Origin of the sequence: Enterobacter sp. BNK-18 (assembly GCF_047456135.1) — a bacterium.
GTDB classification, from domain to species: Bacteria; Pseudomonadota; Gammaproteobacteria; order Enterobacterales; family Enterobacteriaceae; genus Enterobacter; species Enterobacter ludwigii.
In genome coordinates this window covers 3,446,353-3,463,952 of the sequence record NZ_CP179899.1, presented here as the reverse complement: position 1 = coordinate 3,463,952, position 17,600 = coordinate 3,446,353, and the positions used below count along the sequence as shown (strand labels likewise).

Genomic DNA, 17,600 nt, shown 5'->3' with positions numbered 1-17,600 from the left:
AATACTGGTTTGCACAATCAGCACACACCCTCTGCAGGAAAAAAATGCTATGAAAAACGTTGGTTTTATCGGCTGGCGCGGTATGGTCGGCTCTGTTCTCATGCAACGCATGGTTGAAGAGCGCGATTTTGACGCCATCCGCCCGGTCTTCTTCTCCACTTCCCAGCTCGGCCAGGCTGCACCTTCTTTTGGCGGCAGCACCGGTACGTTGCAGGATGCTTTCGATCTGGAAGCGCTGAAGGCACTCGACATTATTGTCACTTGCCAGGGCGGCGATTATACCAACGAAATTTATCCAAAGCTGCGTGAAAGCGGCTGGCAGGGCTACTGGATTGATGCGGCGTCTTCACTGCGCATGAAAGACGATGCCATCATCATTCTCGACCCGGTCAACCAGGACGTCATCACCGACGGCCTGAACAACGGCGTAAAAACCTTTGTCGGCGGTAACTGCACCGTCAGCCTGATGCTGATGTCCCTCGGCGGCCTGTTCGCACAGGACCTGGTGGAGTGGGTCTCCGTGGCGACTTACCAGGCCGCATCCGGCGGCGGTGCGCGTCATATGCGCGAACTGCTGACGCAGATGGGCCAGTTGCACCACAGCGTTGCGACCGAGCTGGCAAATCCGGCCTCCGCTATTCTCGATATCGAGCGTAAAGTCACCGAGCTGACCCGCAGCGGCGAGCTGCCGGTGGATAACTTTGGTGTACCGCTGGCCGGTGGTTTGATCCCGTGGATCGACAAACAGCTGGATAACGGCCAGACCCGCGAAGAGTGGAAAGGTCAGGCTGAGACCAACAAAATACTCAATACCGCGAACACCATTCCAGTTGACGGTCTGTGCGTACGTATCGGCGCGCTGCGCTGCCACAGCCAGGCCTTCACGATTAAACTGAAAAAAGATGTGTCGATTCCGACCGTGGAAGAGCTGCTGGCTGCACACAACCCGTGGGCGAAAGTGGTTCCAAACGATCGCGACATCACCATGCGTGAATTGACCCCGGCTGCCGTCACCGGCACGCTGACCACCCCGGTTGGTCGTCTGCGTAAGCTGAACATGGGGCCGGAGTTCCTTTCTGCATTCACCGTCGGCGACCAGCTTCTGTGGGGCGCAGCCGAGCCGCTGCGTCGCATGCTGCGCCAGCTGGCGTAATAATTTGTTAAACCCCGGGGGTGATTTTCACCCCCTTTTCCGCGTACTACATGGAGTAAAACGCATATGTCTTATTTTTTATCAGGAGTCATTTAGAGCGTTGGCTATGCTTTAAGGAAGAGTTATTTCTTACCTGAGGTTAGGACGGGGCTGAGAGGATGCCCGTTCAGGTCACATTAAAGTCGTCCCAGGCGCTAAAAAAGGACGACATAAAAAACAGGATGAATACCATGTCCGATCGTGTGGATAGAGACGTGATTAATGCGCTTATTGCGGGTCATTTTGCCGACCCCTTTTCCGTACTGGGGATGCACCGTACCGAGGCCGGGCTGGAAGTCCGGGCACTGTTACCGGATGCCACAGAAGTGTGGGTTATCGAACCCAAAACCGGCCGCAAGGTCGGCAATCTGGAATGCCTCGATTCTCGTGGCTTCTTTTCGGGCGTAATGCCCCGTCGTAAAAACCCTTTTCGTTATCAGCTTGCCGTTATCTGGCATGGTCAGCAAAATCTCATCGATGATCCCTACAGTTTTGGGCCTCTTTTACAGGAGATGGACGCGTGGCTGCTGTCTGAAGGTACCCACCTGCGACCTTATGAAACGCTGGGTGCCCATGCCGATACGATGGATGGCATCACCGGCACGCGGTTTGCCGTGTGGGCGCCTAACGCCCAGCGAGTTTCCGTTGTCGGCCAGTTCAACTACTGGGATGGCCGTCGTCACCCGATGCGTCTGCGCCGTGAAAGCGGTATCTGGGAGCTGTTTATCCCCGGTGCGCACAACGGCCAGCTGTATAAATTCGAGATGATCGATGCGCACGGCAAGCTGCGTATTAAGTCCGACCCGTACGCCTTCGAAGCGCAGATGCGTCCAGAAACCGCGTCAATGATTTGCGGCCTGCCGGAAAAAGTTGTCCAGAGTGAAGAACGCAAGCAGGCCAACCGCTTTGATGCGCCAATCTCCGTCTACGAAGTGCATCTCGGTTCCTGGCGTCGCCATACCGATAATAACTTCTGGCTCAGCTACCGGGAGCTTGCCGACCAGCTGGTTCCGTACGCGAAATGGATGGGCTTTACCCACCTTGAGCTGCTGCCAATTAATGAACACCCGTTCGACGGAAGCTGGGGTTATCAGCCGACCGGGATGTATGCCCCGACGCGTCGCTTCGGCACGCGCGATGACTTCCGCTATTTTATCAATGCCGCGCACGCCGCCGGGTTAAACGTGATCCTCGACTGGGTGCCGGGCCATTTCCCGTCCGATGATTTTAGTCTTTCAGAGTTTGACGGCACTAAGCTGTACGAGCACAGCGACCCGCGCGAAGGCTATCACCAGGACTGGAACACGCTGATCTACAACTACGGTCGTCGTGAAGTGGCAAACTACCTCGTGGGCAATGCGCTGTACTGGATTGAGCGCTTTGGCATTGATGCCCTGCGCGTTGATGCCGTGGCGTCGATGATCTACCGCGACTACAGCCGCAAAGAAGGCGAGTGGATCCCGAACGAGTATGGCGGCCGTGAAAACCTGGAAGCGATTGAGTTTCTGCGCAACACCAACCGTATTATCGGCGAGCAGGTAGACGGTGCGGTGACGATGGCGGAAGAGTCCACCGACTTCCCTGGCGTCTCCCGTCCACCGTCAACCGGCGGACTGGGGTTCTGGTACAAATGGAACCTGGGGTGGATGCACGACACGCTCGACTACATGAAGCTGGATCCCGTCTACCGTCAGTATCACCATGACAAACTCACCTTCGGGCTGCTCTACAACTACACCGAGAACTTCATGCTGCCGCTGTCGCATGACGAAGTGGTGCATGGCAAAAAATCCATTCTCGACCGCATGCCGGGCGATGCATGGCAGAAGTTCGCCAACCTGCGCGCCTACTACGGCTGGATGTTCGCCTTCCCGGGTAAAAAACTGCTGTTTATGGGCAATGAGTTCGCCCAGGGGCGCGAGTGGAACCACGACACCAGCCTCGACTGGCATCTGCTGGAAGGGGGCGACAACTGGCACCACGGCGTACAGCGTCTGGTGCGGGACCTGAACCTGACCTACCGTCACCACAAAGCCCTGCATGAGCTTGATTTTGACCCGTACGGTTTCGAGTGGCTGGTGGTGGATGACCATGAGCGCTCGGTGTTTGTCTTTGTGCGGCGGGATAAAGCCGGCAACGAAATTATCGTCGCCAGCAACTTTACCCCTGTACCGCGCCATCATTATCGCTTCGGGATTAACCAGGCCGGCAAGTGGCGTGAAATCCTGAATACCGATTCCACGCACTACCACGGCAGCAATGCCGGTAACGGTGGTCTGGTGCAAAGCGATGCCATTGAAAGCCACGGGCGACCGAATTCCCTGAGCCTTACGCTACCGCCGCTCAGTACCATCTGGCTGATCCGGGAGGGGGAATGACCCAGCTTACGGCAGGTAAACCCGAACCGCTCGGGGCACGTTTTGATGGAAAGGGGGTGAATTTCACGCTCTTTTCTGCCCATGCGGAGCGGGTTGAACTGTGCGTATTTGACGGCGAGGGTAATGAACATCGTTACGACCTGCCGTCTCGCACAGGAGATACCTGGCACGGCTACCTGGCCGGGGGACGGCCAGGAATGCACTACGGCTATCGCGTACACGGCCCGTGGGCACCTGCGCAGGGGCACTGGTTTAACCCGGCGAAGCTGCTGATCGATCCGTGTGCGCACCGCGTGGATGGCGAGTTTAAAGACGACCCTATTTTCCATGTCGGCTACGGTGAACCCGACCACCGCGACAGCGCCCCCGTGGCGCCTAAAAGCGTGGTGGTGAACGATCTCTACGACTGGGAAGACGATGCCCCGCCGCGCACGCCGTGGGGCAACACCGTTATCTACGAGGCGCATGTCAAAGGGCTGACGTATCTGCATCCGTCAATCCCGAAAGAGATGCGCGGCACCTACCAGGCGCTCGGTCATCCGACCATGATTGCCTACCTCAAGCACCTCGGGATCACGGCCCTGGAGCTGTTGCCCGTCGCGCATTTTGCCAGTGAACCTCGTCTGCAGCGGCTGGGGCTCAGTAACTACTGGGGCTACAACCCGCTGGCGATGTTTGCGCTCGAACCCCGCTATGCCACTCATCCGGACAAGGCGCGGGACGAGTTTCGTGATGCGGTAAAGGCGCTTCATGCGGCAGGTATTGAGGTCATTCTGGACGTGGTACTGAACCACAGTGCGGAAAGCGATCTCGATGGACCGACGCTCTCCATGCGCGGAATTGATAACCGTAGCTATTATTGGATCAGGGACGATGGCGATTACTTCAACTGGACCGGTTGCGGTAACACGCTCAATCTCAGCCACCCGGCGGTCATGCATTTCGCGTATGAATGCCTGAAGTACTGGGTGGACACGTTCCACGTCGACGGTTTTCGTTTTGATCTGGCACCCGTTATGGGGCGTACGCCGGCCTTCAGCCAGCAGGCGCCGCTGTTTGAAGCGATCAAAAACTGTCCGGTGCTGTCACAGGTGAAGCTCATTGCCGAGCCGTGGGACATCGGTGAAGGGGGTTATCAGGTCGGGAATTTCCCGCCCCTGTTTGCCGAGTGGAACGATCACTATCGCGATGCCGCGCGCCGCTTCTGGCTGGAACGGAATCTGTCGCTGGGGGAGTTCGCCGGACGCTTTGCCGGGTCCAGCGATCTTTTTAAGCGCGATGGCAAACGACCGTCTGCGACGATCAACCTGCTGACGGCGCACGACGGTTTTACGCTCCGGGACTGCGTTTGTTTCAATCAGAAACACAATGAAGCGAACGGCGAGGAGAATCGCGATGGCACTAACAATAACCATAGCTTCAATCATGGTATAGAAGGGTTAGGCGGAAGCCTTGATGTTATCGAGCGGCGACGCGCCAGCGTGCATGCGCTGCTGACAACGCTGTTATTGTCGCAGGGCACGCCGATGCTGCTGGCAGGCGATGAACATGGTCACAGTCAGCATGGTAATAACAATGCGTATTGCCAGGACAACACGTTGACCTGGCTCGACTGGGGTGAAGCGAACAGCGGGTTGATTCACTTTACCGCTGCGCTGATCCATCTTCGCCAGCAAATTCCCGCGCTCACCGCCGATCGCTGGTGGGAAGAGGGCGACGGTAATGTCCGCTGGCTGAATCAAGACGCGCAACCCTTAAGCGCGCAAGAGTGGCAACACGGCGTACCACGCCTGCAAATCCTGCTTTCGGAGAGGTGGCTGGTCACGCTGAACGCGACGGATGACGTCGCTGAGATTGTTTTACCTGACGGGGAATGGCGCGCTGTTCCCCCATTTGCCGGAGCGGATAATCCGGTAGTAATGGCTGTCTGGCACGGGCCTGCGCACGGAGTGTGCGTATTCCAAAGATGATAAAAAAGGAGTTAGTCATGGTTAGATTAGAGAAGAACGATCCCTTAATGTTGGCACGCCAGCTACCATTAAAAACTGTTGCCCTGATACTCGCAGGCGGGCGTGGTACTCGTCTGAAAGATTTGACCATCAAACGCGCCAAACCTGCCGTCCACTTTGGTGGTAAGTTCCGTATTATCGACTTTGCGCTCTCCAACTGCCTGAACTCAGGCATTCGCCGCATTGGCGTCATTACGCAGTATCAGTCGCATACTCTGGTGCAGCACATCCAGCGCGGCTGGTCATTCTTCAGTGAAGAGATGAATGAGTTTGTCGATCTTCTGCCTGCCCAGCAGCGCGTTCACGGTGAGAACTGGTATCGCGGGACGGCGGATGCGGTGACGCAAAACCTCGACATTATTCGCCGTTATAACGCGGAATACATCGTGATCCTCGCGGGCGATCATATCTACAAGCAAGACTACTCCCACATGCTGATCGACCACGTCGAAAAAGGGGCGCGTTGCACCGTGGCATGCCTGCCTGTGCCTGTTGCTGAGGCGACGGCATTTGGGGTGATGCACGTCGACGCCGACGACAAGATTATCGATTTTGTCGAAAAACCGGCGAACCCACCGACAATGCCGGGGGACGATACCAAATCACTCGCCAGCATGGGGATCTATGTCTTTGATGCCGATTATCTTTACGCGCTGCTGGAAGAAGACGACAAAGACGAAAACTCCAGCCACGACTTCGGCAAAGACATCATTCCGAAAATTACCAAAGCTGGCATGGCGTATGCACATCCCTTCCCGTTGTCCTGCGTGCAGTCTGATCCGAATGCTGAACCTTACTGGCGCGACGTCGGAACGCTGGAGGCCTACTGGAAGGCAAACCTCGATCTCGCGTCGGTGACGCCTGAACTGGATATGTACGACCAGAACTGGCCAATCCGTACCCACATGGAATCGCTGCCGCCGGCGAAATTCGTTCAGGACCGCTCCGGCAGTCACGGCATGACGCTGAACTCGCTGGTGTCCGGCGGATGCATTATCTCGGGGTCGGTGGTGGTGCAGTCGGTGCTGTTCCCCCGCGTGCGCGTGAACTCATTCTGTAATATCGATTCGGCGGTGCTGCTGCCGGATGTCTGGGTCGGACGCTCATGCCGTCTGCGCCGTTGCGTTATCGACCGTGCCTGCGTCATACCTGAAGGCATGGTGATTGGTGAAAATGCGGAAGAAGACGCGCGTCGTTTCTACCGTTCGGAAGAGGGGATCGTGTTAGTAACACGGGAAATGTTGCGGAAGCTGCAGGTCAAACAGGAGCGATAATGCAGGTTTTACATGTATGTTCTGAGATGTTCCCGTTGTTAAAAACGGGCGGTCTGGCGGATGTTCTTGGCGCATTGCCTGCGGCGCAAATCGCCGGGGGGGTAGATACCCGAGTTCTGTTGCCCGCTTTTCCGGATATCCGGCGTGGTATTCCAGATGCAAAGGTGGTCACTCGTCGTGAAACCTTCGCCGGACGCATCACCCTGCTGTTTGGACATTACAATGGCGTAGGCATTTACCTGATTGATGCGCCGCATTTATACGATCGACCGGGTAGCCCGTATCACGATACGAACCTGTTCGCCTATACCGACAACGTGCTGCGTTTCGCACTGCTCGGCTGGGTCGGTGCTGAAATGGCAACCGGGCTGGATCCGTTCTGGCGCCCGAATGTGGTACACGCTCACGACTGGCACGCCGGGCTTGCACCGGCGTATCTGGCGGCGCGCGGCCACCCGGCGAAATCGGTCTTTACCGTTCACAACCTGGCGTATCAGGGCATGTACTATGCCCATCACATGAATGACATCGATCTGCCATGGTCGTTCTATAACATGCACGGGCTGGAGTTTAACGGGCAGATTTCGTTCCTGAAAGCCGGCATCTACTACGCCGATCACATTACGGCCGTGAGCCCGACCTACGCCCGGGAAATTACCCAGCCGGAGTTTGGTAACGGTCTGGAAGGGTTGCTGCGACAGCGCCATCGTGAGGGCCGCCTGTCGGGGATCCTCAACGGCGTTGATGAGCAGATCTGGAATCCGGAGACCGATCTTCTGCTGGCGGCACGCTATGGCCGCGATTCCGTGGAAGACAAAGCGGAAAACAAACGCCAGCTGCAGATTGCGATGGGGCTGAAGGTGAACGATAAAGTGCCGCTGTTCGCCGTCGTCAGCCGTCTGACCAGCCAGAAAGGGCTGGATTTAGTGCTGGAGGCGCTGCCGGGCTTACTGGAGCAGGGGGGACAACTGGCGCTGCTCGGTGCCGGCGACCCGGTGCTGCAGGAAGGTTTCCTTGCGGCTGCGGCGGAACACCCCGGGCAGGTAGGGGTGCAGATTGGCTATCACGAAGCGTTTTCGCACCGGATTATGGGCGGCGCTGACGTCATTCTGGTGCCGAGCCGTTTCGAACCGTGTGGCCTGACGCAGCTCTATGGCCTGAAATACGGCACGCTGCCGCTGGTACGTCGTACCGGCGGGCTGGCGGACACCGTATCGGACAGTTCTCTGGAAAACCTTGCGGACGGTATCGCCAGCGGGTTTGTCTTTGAGGACAGTAATGCCTGGTCGCTGCTGCGGGCGATTCGGCGTGCTTTCGTCTTGTGGTCCCGTCCATCTCTGTGGCGTTACGTTCAGCGTCAGGCGATGTCTCTGGACTTTGGCTGGCACGTTGCGGCGCAGTCATACCGCGACCTTTATCAACGCTTGATGTAACGAGGCGAAGTTACTGATATGAATGCTCCTTTTAGCTATTCTTCACCCACGCTCAGCGTTGAGGCGTTAAAGCACTCTATCGCCTATAAGCTGATGTTCACCATCGGGAAAGACCCGGTCATCGCCAACAAACACGAGTGGCTGAACGCCACGCTGTTTGCCGTGCGTGACCGCTTAGTGGAACGCTGGCTGCGCTCTAACCGCGCCCAGCTCTCGCAGGAAACGCGGCAGGTTTATTACCTGTCGATGGAATTTTTGATTGGCCGCACGCTGTCCAATGCGCTGTTGTCGCTCGGTATCTATGACGACGTCAAAACCGCACTGGAAGAGATGGGGTTAGATTTAGAAGAGCTGATTGACGAAGAGAACGACCCGGGCCTCGGTAACGGCGGCCTGGGGCGCCTGGCCGCCTGTTTCCTGGACTCGCTGGCGACGCTGGCCCTGCCGGGCCGCGGCTACGGGATTCGCTACGACTACGGCATGTTCAAGCAGAACATCGTGGAAGGCCGACAGAAAGAGTCTCCGGACTACTGGCTTGAGTACGGTAACCCGTGGGAATTCAAACGACACAACACGCGCTACAAAGTGCGCTTTGGTGGCCGTATTCAGCAGGAAGGGAAAAAATCCCGCTGGGTTGAGACGGAAGAGATCCTGGCCGTGGCCTATGACCAGATTATCCCCGGCTACGACACCGATGCCACCAACACCCTGCGCCTGTGGAGCGCCCAGGCCAGTAGCGAAATCAACCTCGGTAAATTCAACCAGGGCGACTATTTTGCGGCGGTGGAAGATAAAAACCACTCTGAAAACGTCTCCCGCGTGCTCTATCCGGATGACTCGACCTATTCCGGACGCGAACTGCGTCTGCGTCAGGAGTATTTCCTTGTGTCCGCGACGATTCAGGACATCCTGAGCCGTCATTATCAGCTGCACAAAACCTACAGTAACCTGGCGGAAAAAACCGCCATTCACCTCAACGACACCCACCCGGTGCTTTCGATCCCCGAGCTCATGCGTCTGCTGATCGACGAGCACAAATTCAGCTGGGATGATGCGTTTGAAGTGACCTGCCAGGTCTTCTCGTACACCAACCACACCCTGATGAGCGAAGCGCTGGAAACCTGGCCGGTCGACATGCTCGGTAAAATTTTGCCGCGCCATCTGCAGATTATCTTTGAGATTAACGACTACTTCCTGAAGACGCTGCAGGAGCAGTATCCGAACGATACTGGCCTGCTGAGCCGGGCTTCAATCATTGATGAATCCAACGGTCGCCGCGTGCGTATGGCCTGGCTGGCGGTGGTGATCAGCCACAAGGTGAACGGGGTTTCCGGACTGCACTCGAACCTGATGGTGCAGTCGCTGTTTGCTGATTTCGCGAAGATCTTCCCGACGCGTTTTTGCAACGTGACGAACGGTGTTACCCCGCGTCGCTGGCTGGCGCTGGCTAACCAGCCGCTCTCCGACGTCCTGGACGAACATATTGGCCGCACCTGGCGTACCGATTTGAGTCAGCTGGGCGAGCTTGAACAGCACCTGGATTTCCCGGCGGTGAACAAAGCCGTGCGTGAAGCCAAGCTTCTGAACAAGAAGCGGCTGTCGGTGTATCTTGCGCTGCACCTGAACGTGGTGGCCAACCCGAAAGCGTTGTTTGATGTGCAAATCAAGCGTATCCATGAGTACAAGCGACAGCTCATGAACGTGCTGCACGTCATCACGCACTACAATCGCATCAAAGCCGACCCAACGGCCGACTGGGTGCCACGGGTGAAAATCTTTGCCGGTAAGGCGGCGTCGGCATACTACATGGCGAAGCACATTATTCATCTCATCAATGATGTGGCGAAGGTGGTCAACAACGATCCGGATATCGGTGACAAGCTGAAGGTGGTCTTTGTCCCGAACTACAGTGTGAGTCTGGCGCAGTTGATCATTCCGGCGGCGGACCTGTCTGAGCAGATTTCCACGGCCGGTACGGAAGCCTCCGGCACCAGTAATATGAAGTTTGCCCTGAATGGCGCACTGACCATCGGTACGCTGGATGGCGCGAACGTTGAGATGCTGGAACATGTGGGGGCAGAGAATATCTTTATCTTCGGTAACACGACGGAGGAGGTGGAGGCGCTTCGCAGGAAGGGCTACTCGCCGCGCGAGTACTACGAAGAAGATGAAGAGCTGCGTCAGGTGTTGACGCAAATCGCCACCGGCGTGTTTAACCCTGAAGAGCCGAGCCGCTATCGCGATCTGGTCGATTCACTGATTAACTTTGGTGACCACTATCAGGTGCTGGCGGATTACCGCAGCTATGTCGACTGTCAGGACAACGTGGACGAGTTGTACCGTCAGCAGGAGAAGTGGACCAGCGCCGCGATGCATAACATCGCCAATATGGGGTATTTCTCATCAGACCGTACTATCAAAGAATACGCTGAAACTATCTGGCATATCGATCCCGTGCGGTTATAAAAAAACAGAGCCGGGTGGCGGCTTCGCCTGACCCGGCTTGTGCGATCTGCAGGCCCGGGAAGCGTAACGCCACCGGGCTTTTTTACATCACGATGCTAATGACAGCTCACGCTTTCCCGCGTTCTGCGCCAGCCACTGCGCCACGCGCGACTGCTGCTCGGCATCCAGCCACATCCCTTCTTTGGTACGACGCCAGATGGCATCATCCAGGCGGCGCACCCACTCGTTCTCCACCAGATAGCGCAGTTCGGCTTCGTAGAGTTCGTGACCGAAATGTTCACCCAGGTCGGCAAGCGTTTTGGCTTCACCCAGGATCCATTCCGTATTACTGCCGTAGGTACGGGCGTAGTGACGCGCCATCCCTTCGGTGATGAACGGGTAGCGACGGCGCAGTTTCGCGGCATAATCATCGCGGTTATCCCCGATATCGCCGCCAGGCAATACGGCACCTTTAGTCCAGGCCGGGCCAATCCCTTTGTAGTACGGCACCAGTTTTTCCAGTGCGTGTTCGGCCAGCTTACGATAGGTAGTGAGCTTGCCGCCAAAGACCGACAGCAGCGGTGCCTGGCCGTCCACGTCATGAATATCCAGCGTATAGTCGCGGGTGATGGCCTGCGGTGAGTCCGATTCGTCATCACACAGCGGACGCACGCCGGAGTAAGTCCAGACCACGTCATCGCGTGCCAGCTGTTTTTTGAAGTGCGCGTTATACACTTTCAGCAGGTAGCTGACTTCACTTTCATCGATCTCGACATTTTTCGGATCGCCTTTGTACTCCACGTCGGTGGTGCCGATGATGGAGAACTCGTCCATCCACGGGATCACAAACACGATACGTTTATCTTCGTTTTGCAGGATATAGGCCTGCTTCTGGGTATGCACGCGTGGCACGACAATGTGGCTGCCTTTGATCAGGCGGATGCCGTACGGCGAAGGCAGGTGCATTCCCTCATCAAAGAACTGTTTCACCCACGGCCCGGTGGCGTTTACCAGGCCGCGCGCTTTCCAGCTGAACTTCTCGCCGGTATCCACGTCTTCCGCTTCAACAATCCACAGGCCGTTTTCACGACGGGCAGCCGTGGCGCGGGTGCGGGTTTTCACCTCGCCGCCTTTTTTCACCACCATCTGCGCATTGGCAAGGACCAGACGCGCATCGTCTACCCAGCAGTCGGAATATTCGAATCCGCGCACGATTTCAGGTTTAAGGACCGATTCTGAGCCAAAACGCAAACCGGTCGATCCTGGCAGGCTGGTACGTTTGCCCAGATGATCGTACATAAACAGACCGATTCGAATCATCCACGCCGGACGCAGATGCGGGCGGTGGGGCAGGCGAAAGCGCATCGGAATCGCCAGATGCGGGGCCATTTTCAGCAGCACTTCACGTTCGGCCAGGGCTTCGCTGACCAGGCGGAATTCGTAGTGTTCCAGGTAGCGCAGGCCACCGTGGATCAGTTTGGAGCTGGCGGACGAGGTCGCGCAGGCGAGATCGTTAGCTTCCAGCATCAGCACGGATAAACCGCGTCCTGCAGCATCGGCCGCAATCCCGGCACCGTTGATGCCACCGCCTATCACAATCAGATCTTTGGTTTCCATAACACCCTCACGCACTTTCGTTAAAGCTCAGAAATGTTCGATATCGCTCATAATAGCAAAGGAACGCGCTTTTGGTAACATCAAAAAAACAATTTAGAGTGATATGGATAACATAATGGCGTTTACCCGCCGCCAGGACGTACACTACGGGGTAAAATAGTGCCGCTTGATGCCCTCGCCCATCCTTCTCACTTCAGGAGAGAGTGGGGGTGAGAGGAAGCGCACCACACCTGAATATAAGATGAGAGCACCATGGATCAGTTTGAATGTATTAACGTAGAAGAAGCCCATCAGAAAATGCACCAGGGAACGGCTGTGCTGGTGGACATCCGCGATCCACAGAGCTTTGCGATGGGCCACACGCCAGGCGCGTTCCACCTGACCAACGACTCCCTGGCCGCGTTTATGCGCGATAACGACTTCGACACGCCGGTGATGGTCATGTGCTACCACGGCAACAGCAGTAAAGGTGCAGCGCAGTACCTGCTTCAGCAGGGCTACGATGCGGTTTACAGCGTCGATGGCGGCTTCGATGCCTGGCATCGTCATTTCCCGGCAGAAGTTGAATACGCGTTTGAGCGCTGATACCGCTATACTGTCCCCTTTTGTGTGGAAATAAGCGACGGCTGCCCATGTTGATGATCACCTCTTTTACCAACCCGCGCGTCGCCCAGGCGTTTGTCGACTATATGGCGACGCAGGGCGTTATTCTGACCATCCAGCAACATCATCAGACCGATGTGTGGCTGGCCGACGAGAGCCAGGCCGCGAGGGTAAATGAGGAGCTGGCGCGATTCCTTGAGAACCCTGGCGACCCGCGCTATCTGGCCGCAAGCTGGCAATCAGGCCAGACGGGCAGCGGGCTGCACTATCGTCGTTTTCCCTTCTTTGCCACCGTGCGCGAACGCGCGGGTCCGTTTACGCTGCTGCTGATGGCGGCCTGCATTATCGTGTTCATTATGATGAACGTGGTCGGCGACCAGAGCGTCATGATCGCCCTGGCATGGCCCTATGACCCTTCACTGGACGTTGACGTCTGGCGCTATTTTACCCACGCGCTGATGCACTTCTCGGTGATGCATATTCTCTTTAACCTGCTGTGGTGGTGGTACCTTGGCGGTGCCGTCGAGAAGCGTCTTGGCAGCGGGAAGCTGATTGTGATCACCGTCATCAGTGCCCTGTTGAGTGGCTATGTGCAGCACAAATTCAGCGGCCCGTGGTTTGGCGGATTATCAGGTGTTGTGTATGCCCTGATGGGCTATGTCTGGCTCAGAGGTGAGCGCGATCCTGAAAGTGGCATCTATCTGCAACGCGGGTTAATAACCTTTGCGTTAATATGGCTAATTGCCGGATGGTTTGATCTGTTTGGTATGTCTATCGCCAATGGTGCACACGTCACCGGGCTGGCCGTTGGGCTGGCGATGGCGTTTGCCGACACGCTCCATGCGCGAAAACGAACATAATTCTCAGGGATAATTGATGAAACAAACACAACGTCATGACGCCATTATCGAACTGGTTAAAAAACAGGGATATGTCAGTACCGAAGAGCTGGTCGAGCAGTTTGCCGTCAGCCCGCAGACCATTCGTCGTGACCTGAACGACCTTGCCGATCAAAACCGTATTCTGCGCCACCACGGCGGGGCGGCGCTGCCGTCCAGCTCGGTCAATACCTCATGGCATGACCGTAAAGCCACGCAAACGGCGGAGAAAGAGCGCATTGCGCGGAAAGTCGCCAGCCAGATCCCTAACGGGGCGACGCTGTTTATTGATATCGGCACCACGCCGGAAGCGGTCGCCCATGCGCTGCTGGATCATGAAAACCTGCGCGTCGTGACCAATAACCTGAATGTCGCGAATACCCTGATGCAGAAAGACGATTTCCGCATCATTCTTGCGGGCGGCGAGTTGCGCAGCCGCGACGGCGGCATCATCGGTGAAGCGACGCTCGACTTTATCTCTCAGTTCCGTCTCGATTTCGGCATTCTCGGGATCAGCGGTATCGACAGCGATGGCTCCCTGCTGGAGTTTGATTATCATGAAGTCCGCACCAAGCGCGCGATTATTGAGAATTCACGCCACGTTATGCTCGTGGTGGACCACTCCAAGTTTGGCCGTAACGCGATGGTGAATATGGGCAGCATCAGCATGGTTGATGCGGTTTATACCGACGTGATGCCGCCGGCAGGCGTGATGCAGGTGATTAAGGATAATAATCTGCAGCTGGAACTGTGCTGACGTAAAAGCAAAACGGCAACCGAAGGTTGCCGTTTTTAGTTTCTGCAAAACAGGCCGGGTGAGGGCACCCACGCGCACCGGAATTACACGCCGTACCCCATCATCTTCAGCAGCTGCTGTGCATGCTGCACCGCATCCTGACGATGGGCGACGCCCAGCTTCTGATAGAGATTACGGATATGGGTTTTGATGGTGGTCGCCGCCACCGCCAGTTCACCGGCGATCTGCTCGTTGCTGTAGCCTGAGTAGATCAGCCCCAGCACCTGCCATTCGCGCTGAGTGAGCGGGCTGGTGCGGATCAGTTCCGGTACTTCCGGATGGTTCAGCAGACGTTCAACAAAGTTCTCATCAAAGTGCGCAAACTTATGGCGATGGTGCTGGTTAATCTCGCGCAGAATACGCTGGGCACGATGCTGATCCAGCTCTGGCAGCGTATTGAGTTGAATCAACTGTCGCAGCTGCTGGGCCATCACTTCACCTTCAATGACAAAGTGGCTGATAAACCCGGTGCGGTTCGCCAGCTGCAGCGCTTCCAGCAGGACACGCTGGGCATCGTTTTTGCGGCCCGCCTGCCAGTAAAGCTGGTTCAGCAGAAGCAGGTTGCGGTTGAGATCGCTCATCAGCCGCAGGCTGCGGGCGTTTTCATTAAGCTCTTCCAGCACGATTTCGGCAGGTTCTAATTCACCGAGCAGGATCTGGACGCGGGCAATATTGCGCCACTGGCTCTGCAGGAAGTGGTTGTTGGCAAATTCCGGTTTAGGGGTCTGACGTAACCAGTTAGCGGCGGATTTTTTGTCGCCGGTCATCTGCCAGTAAATCACCCGCACCTTATCGGCGTTGGACACCCAGTCGCTGTGGTACTGACCGTTACCGAGCAGGTTTTCCAGACGGTTAAGGTGGTTGCGGGCGTTATCGAGATCGCCACGCGCCAGCGAGCACTGGACCAGCAGCGCCAGACACTGCAATTGCTGCTGTGGCTGGAAGCTGGAGAGAACGTCCACACCCTGACGGGCGCAGCTTTCCGCTTCATCCAGACGCGACCATGCCCAAAGGAGCTGTGCACGAATGCGCAGCAGGAACTCGTGCATCGGCAGCTGTTCCAGATGCTGCTCACGAATCAGCTGGAAAGCCTTTTCCTGATTTTCCCAGGCGGCCTGCAGGAACCCCTGCGCAAACAAAATTTCACTTTGCTGGATCAGGCTCCACAGCGCGTAATGCCAGACATCGTGGCGGCGGGCCATCTGTTCAGTTTGTTGCATGAGCGAAAGGGAGCGCGTCAGCTCGCCTTTGCAGTGCAGAACTTCACCGTGTACCGAGGTGGCCACAATACGGCTGTAGAAATTGGCCAGCGGCAGTTCATCCAGCGCAACCATCGCCAGGCGCTCTGCCTCTTCCGGGTCACCGTCGTTAATCGCCACCTGCGCCCGCAGGGCGTTGAATTCGCCGTGCAGGGTGGCATCCATATCGCTTTCCATCTCCTGCTCGGCACGTGCCAGCAGGGTATTTACTTCACTGTAGCGATGCTGGCTCTGCATCAGCCAGGCCTGCAGCAGCACCAGGCGCGGATTCTCCAGCAGGCTCTCCCACGGCAGGGCTTTCAGTGACTCTTCAAGCAACGTCAGCTCGCTGTGGTTAAACAAGCCCCATGCGTGGTTAAGGAGGATATCGCGCAGCATGCCGGCATCACCGGCGGCAAGCGCGTGGTGAATCGCCTCGCTCGGGAAACCTTGGGCCATCCAGCTTTCGGCGGCGGCGCGATGGATTTCCGGCAGTTCCGTCGCAAGCTCCCACTGACAGCGCTGGCGCAGGAAGCTGCCGAACAGTGGGTGATAGCTGAACCACTCGCCGGGATCGTCCATTCGGGTCAGGAACAGGCCCTGGCGTTCAATCTCTTCCAGCTGCAGCTGACCGTTTTCACAGCCGGTCACGCGCACGATCAGCGCGTCGTTCATGGAACGCAGCAGAGAACTTTTGAGCAGGAAATTTCGGGTCGACGGATCAACGCTGTTCAGCACTTCGTCGACGAGATAATCAGAAAGATGGCTCGCGTTAATCCCCGCCAGGCGACGCGCAGACTGGTGCGTTGGGCTGTTATTTTGCCGGGCAGAGAGGGCAATCAGCTGCAGCGCCGTCGCCCAGCCGGCGACATCATCACACAGGCGGCTGCTTTCGGAGGCCTCAATTGGCGAGTTCAGTCGACAGTCAAAGAACTGTTTGGCTTCCTGATGGGTAAAGGCCAGCTGCTGGCTGCCGACTTCCAGCAGCTGATCGCGCACGCGCAGGTTGGCGATGCCCAGTTGCGGCAGGTTACGCGACAGCACGACCAGGGTCAGGTTTTCCGGCTGATGACGCAGGAAGAAACGCATCGATTCATGGATAACCGGGTTAGTGATGAGATGATAATCATCAATCACCACGTACAGCGGGCGATGCCATTCGGCCAGTTCGATAAACAGCTGTGAGAAAAGGGAAGACAGGCTGGCGTACTGGCGCTTTTGCACCATGACCTCACTGGCGACGCAGTGTCCGTTGGTTGCCTGCTGAATGGCAGCAATCAGATAGCTGGCAAAACGCTCTTGCTGGTTATCGCCCTCATCAAGGGAGTACCAGCCAAGGTCGCTCTTACCTGCGGCCCATTGCGAAATGAGCGTTGTTTTTCCATAACCTGCAGGGCTCGTAACCAGCGCCAGTCGGAAATTATGCGCGCCGGAAAGTTTAGCCAGCAGACGCTCGCGGACCACTGTATGGTCAAGACGAACCGGGCGACTTAATTTAGACGGAATCAACATAGTTTTCACTTCACTGTGGGGAACGAGAGAATTTATTTTTTTTGCGCTTCGTAATTAATAGCTATAAGGTCGGCCAGAAAGAGAACTATTGCAAGTTATGTCTGGGTTTTGTGGCTCTGAATTTGCACTCTGTCACAAAACATTCAGGCGAGTACCGGAACTTTTCCAGAATGGCTTTAACACCGCGTCAGCGCTGGCTTGTCCCAGTGTCACACGGTTACGCTG

Annotated in this window: 11 protein-coding genes; 9 read left to right on the top strand and 2 right to left on the bottom strand. The window is 56.6% G+C overall.

Features of this window, described 5'->3' with window-relative positions; all coding sequences use genetic code 11:
* Positions 1-49 precede the first annotated feature (49 nt).
* The 6 genes from asd (at position 50) to glgP (ending at position 10,752) form a co-directional block, all read left to right on the top strand.
* Positions 50-1,153 (top strand): aspartate-semialdehyde dehydrogenase, encoded by a 1,104-nt coding sequence (asd, locus tag ACMGG3_RS16715; protein ID WP_014171986.1) that lies wholly within the window; start codon positions 50-52, stop codon positions 1,151-1,153.
* Between the two features lie 230 nt (positions 1,154-1,383).
* On the top strand, positions 1,384-3,570 hold the full coding sequence (gene glgB, locus ACMGG3_RS16710; protein ID WP_047954779.1) for a 1,4-alpha-glucan branching enzyme: 2,187 nt from the start codon (positions 1,384-1,386) through the stop codon (positions 3,568-3,570).
* Positions 3,567-5,540 carry a glycogen debranching protein GlgX gene (glgX, locus tag ACMGG3_RS16705; RefSeq protein WP_196087520.1) on the top strand — a complete coding sequence of 658 codons (1,974 nt, stop codon included), beginning with the start codon at positions 3,567-3,569 and terminating at the stop codon, positions 5,538-5,540. The genes glgB and glgX overlap by 4 nt, the downstream gene beginning before the upstream one ends.
* 17 nt (positions 5,541-5,557) lie before the next feature.
* Positions 5,558-6,853, top strand: coding sequence for a glucose-1-phosphate adenylyltransferase (glgC, locus tag ACMGG3_RS16700; RefSeq protein ID WP_020884559.1), 1,296 nt, complete (start codon positions 5,558-5,560; stop codon positions 6,851-6,853).
* Positions 6,853-8,286 (top strand): glycogen synthase GlgA, encoded by a 1,434-nt coding sequence (glgA, locus tag ACMGG3_RS16695; RefSeq protein ID WP_014171982.1) that lies wholly within the window; start codon positions 6,853-6,855, stop codon positions 8,284-8,286. Before glgC ends, glgA begins: the two co-directional genes overlap by 1 nt.
* 18 nt (positions 8,287-8,304) lie before the next feature.
* Positions 8,305-10,752, top strand: coding sequence for a glycogen phosphorylase (gene glgP, locus ACMGG3_RS16690; protein WP_014171981.1), 2,448 nt, complete (start codon positions 8,305-8,307; stop codon positions 10,750-10,752).
* Positions 10,753-10,839: 87 nt separating this feature from the next.
* Here glgP and glpD read toward each other — a convergent pair whose 3' ends face one another.
* Entirely contained in the window at positions 10,840-12,348 is a 1,509-nt protein-coding gene (glpD, locus tag ACMGG3_RS16685) for a glycerol-3-phosphate dehydrogenase (RefSeq protein ID WP_025202849.1), read from the bottom strand.
* Between the two features lie 252 nt (positions 12,349-12,600).
* Here glpD and glpE point away from each other — a divergent pair, with 252 nt between their 5' ends.
* The 3 genes from glpE to ACMGG3_RS16670 are packed head-to-tail and all read left to right on the top strand — an operon-like array spanning position 12,601 to position 14,586.
* Positions 12,601-12,933 (top strand): thiosulfate sulfurtransferase GlpE, encoded by a 333-nt coding sequence (gene glpE, locus ACMGG3_RS16680; RefSeq protein WP_041162890.1) that lies wholly within the window; start codon positions 12,601-12,603, stop codon positions 12,931-12,933.
* 47 nt (positions 12,934-12,980) lie between these two features.
* Positions 12,981-13,811 (top strand): rhomboid family intramembrane serine protease GlpG, encoded by an 831-nt coding sequence (gene glpG / locus ACMGG3_RS16675; RefSeq protein WP_032679123.1) that lies wholly within the window; start codon positions 12,981-12,983, stop codon positions 13,809-13,811.
* Positions 13,812-13,827: 16 nt separating this feature from the next.
* A complete protein-coding gene (locus ACMGG3_RS16670) occupies positions 13,828-14,586 on the top strand; it encodes a DeoR/GlpR family transcriptional regulator (protein WP_008503060.1) in 759 nt (252 codons plus the stop codon).
* A gap of 83 nt (positions 14,587-14,669) precedes the next feature.
* Here the strand turns inward: ACMGG3_RS16670 and malT are convergent, their stop codons facing one another.
* Positions 14,670-17,375, bottom strand: coding sequence for an HTH-type transcriptional regulator MalT (gene malT, locus ACMGG3_RS16665; RefSeq protein ID WP_020884564.1), 2,706 nt, complete (start codon positions 17,373-17,375; stop codon positions 14,670-14,672).
* Between the last annotated feature and the right edge of the window lie 225 nt (positions 17,376-17,600).

Excerpts from the sequence above, each read along its gene's own strand:
- asd (WP_014171986.1), top strand. The coding sequence starts at position 50 with ATGAAAAACGTTGGTTTTATCGGCTGGCGCGGTATGGTCGGCTCTGTT.
- glgB (WP_047954779.1), top strand. The coding sequence starts at position 1,384 with ATGTCCGATCGTGTGGATAGAGACGTGATTAATGCGCTTATTGCGGGT.
- glgX (WP_196087520.1), top strand. The coding sequence starts at position 3,567 with ATGACCCAGCTTACGGCAGGTAAACCCGAACCGCTCGGGGCACGTTTT.
- glgC (WP_020884559.1), top strand. The coding sequence starts at position 5,558 with ATGGTTAGATTAGAGAAGAACGATCCCTTAATGTTGGCACGCCAGCTA.
- glgA (WP_014171982.1), top strand. The coding sequence starts at position 6,853 with ATGCAGGTTTTACATGTATGTTCTGAGATGTTCCCGTTGTTAAAAACG.
- glgP (WP_014171981.1), top strand. The coding sequence starts at position 8,305 with ATGAATGCTCCTTTTAGCTATTCTTCACCCACGCTCAGCGTTGAGGCG.
- glpD (WP_025202849.1), bottom strand. The coding sequence starts at position 12,348 with ATGGAAACCAAAGATCTGATTGTGATAGGCGGTGGCATCAACGGTGCC.
- glpE (WP_041162890.1), top strand. The coding sequence starts at position 12,601 with ATGGATCAGTTTGAATGTATTAACGTAGAAGAAGCCCATCAGAAAATG.
- glpG (WP_032679123.1), top strand. The coding sequence starts at position 12,981 with ATGTTGATGATCACCTCTTTTACCAACCCGCGCGTCGCCCAGGCGTTT.
- ACMGG3_RS16670 (WP_008503060.1), top strand. The coding sequence starts at position 13,828 with ATGAAACAAACACAACGTCATGACGCCATTATCGAACTGGTTAAAAAA.
- malT (WP_020884564.1), bottom strand. The coding sequence starts at position 17,375 with ATGTTGATTCCGTCTAAATTAAGTCGCCCGGTTCGTCTTGACCATACA.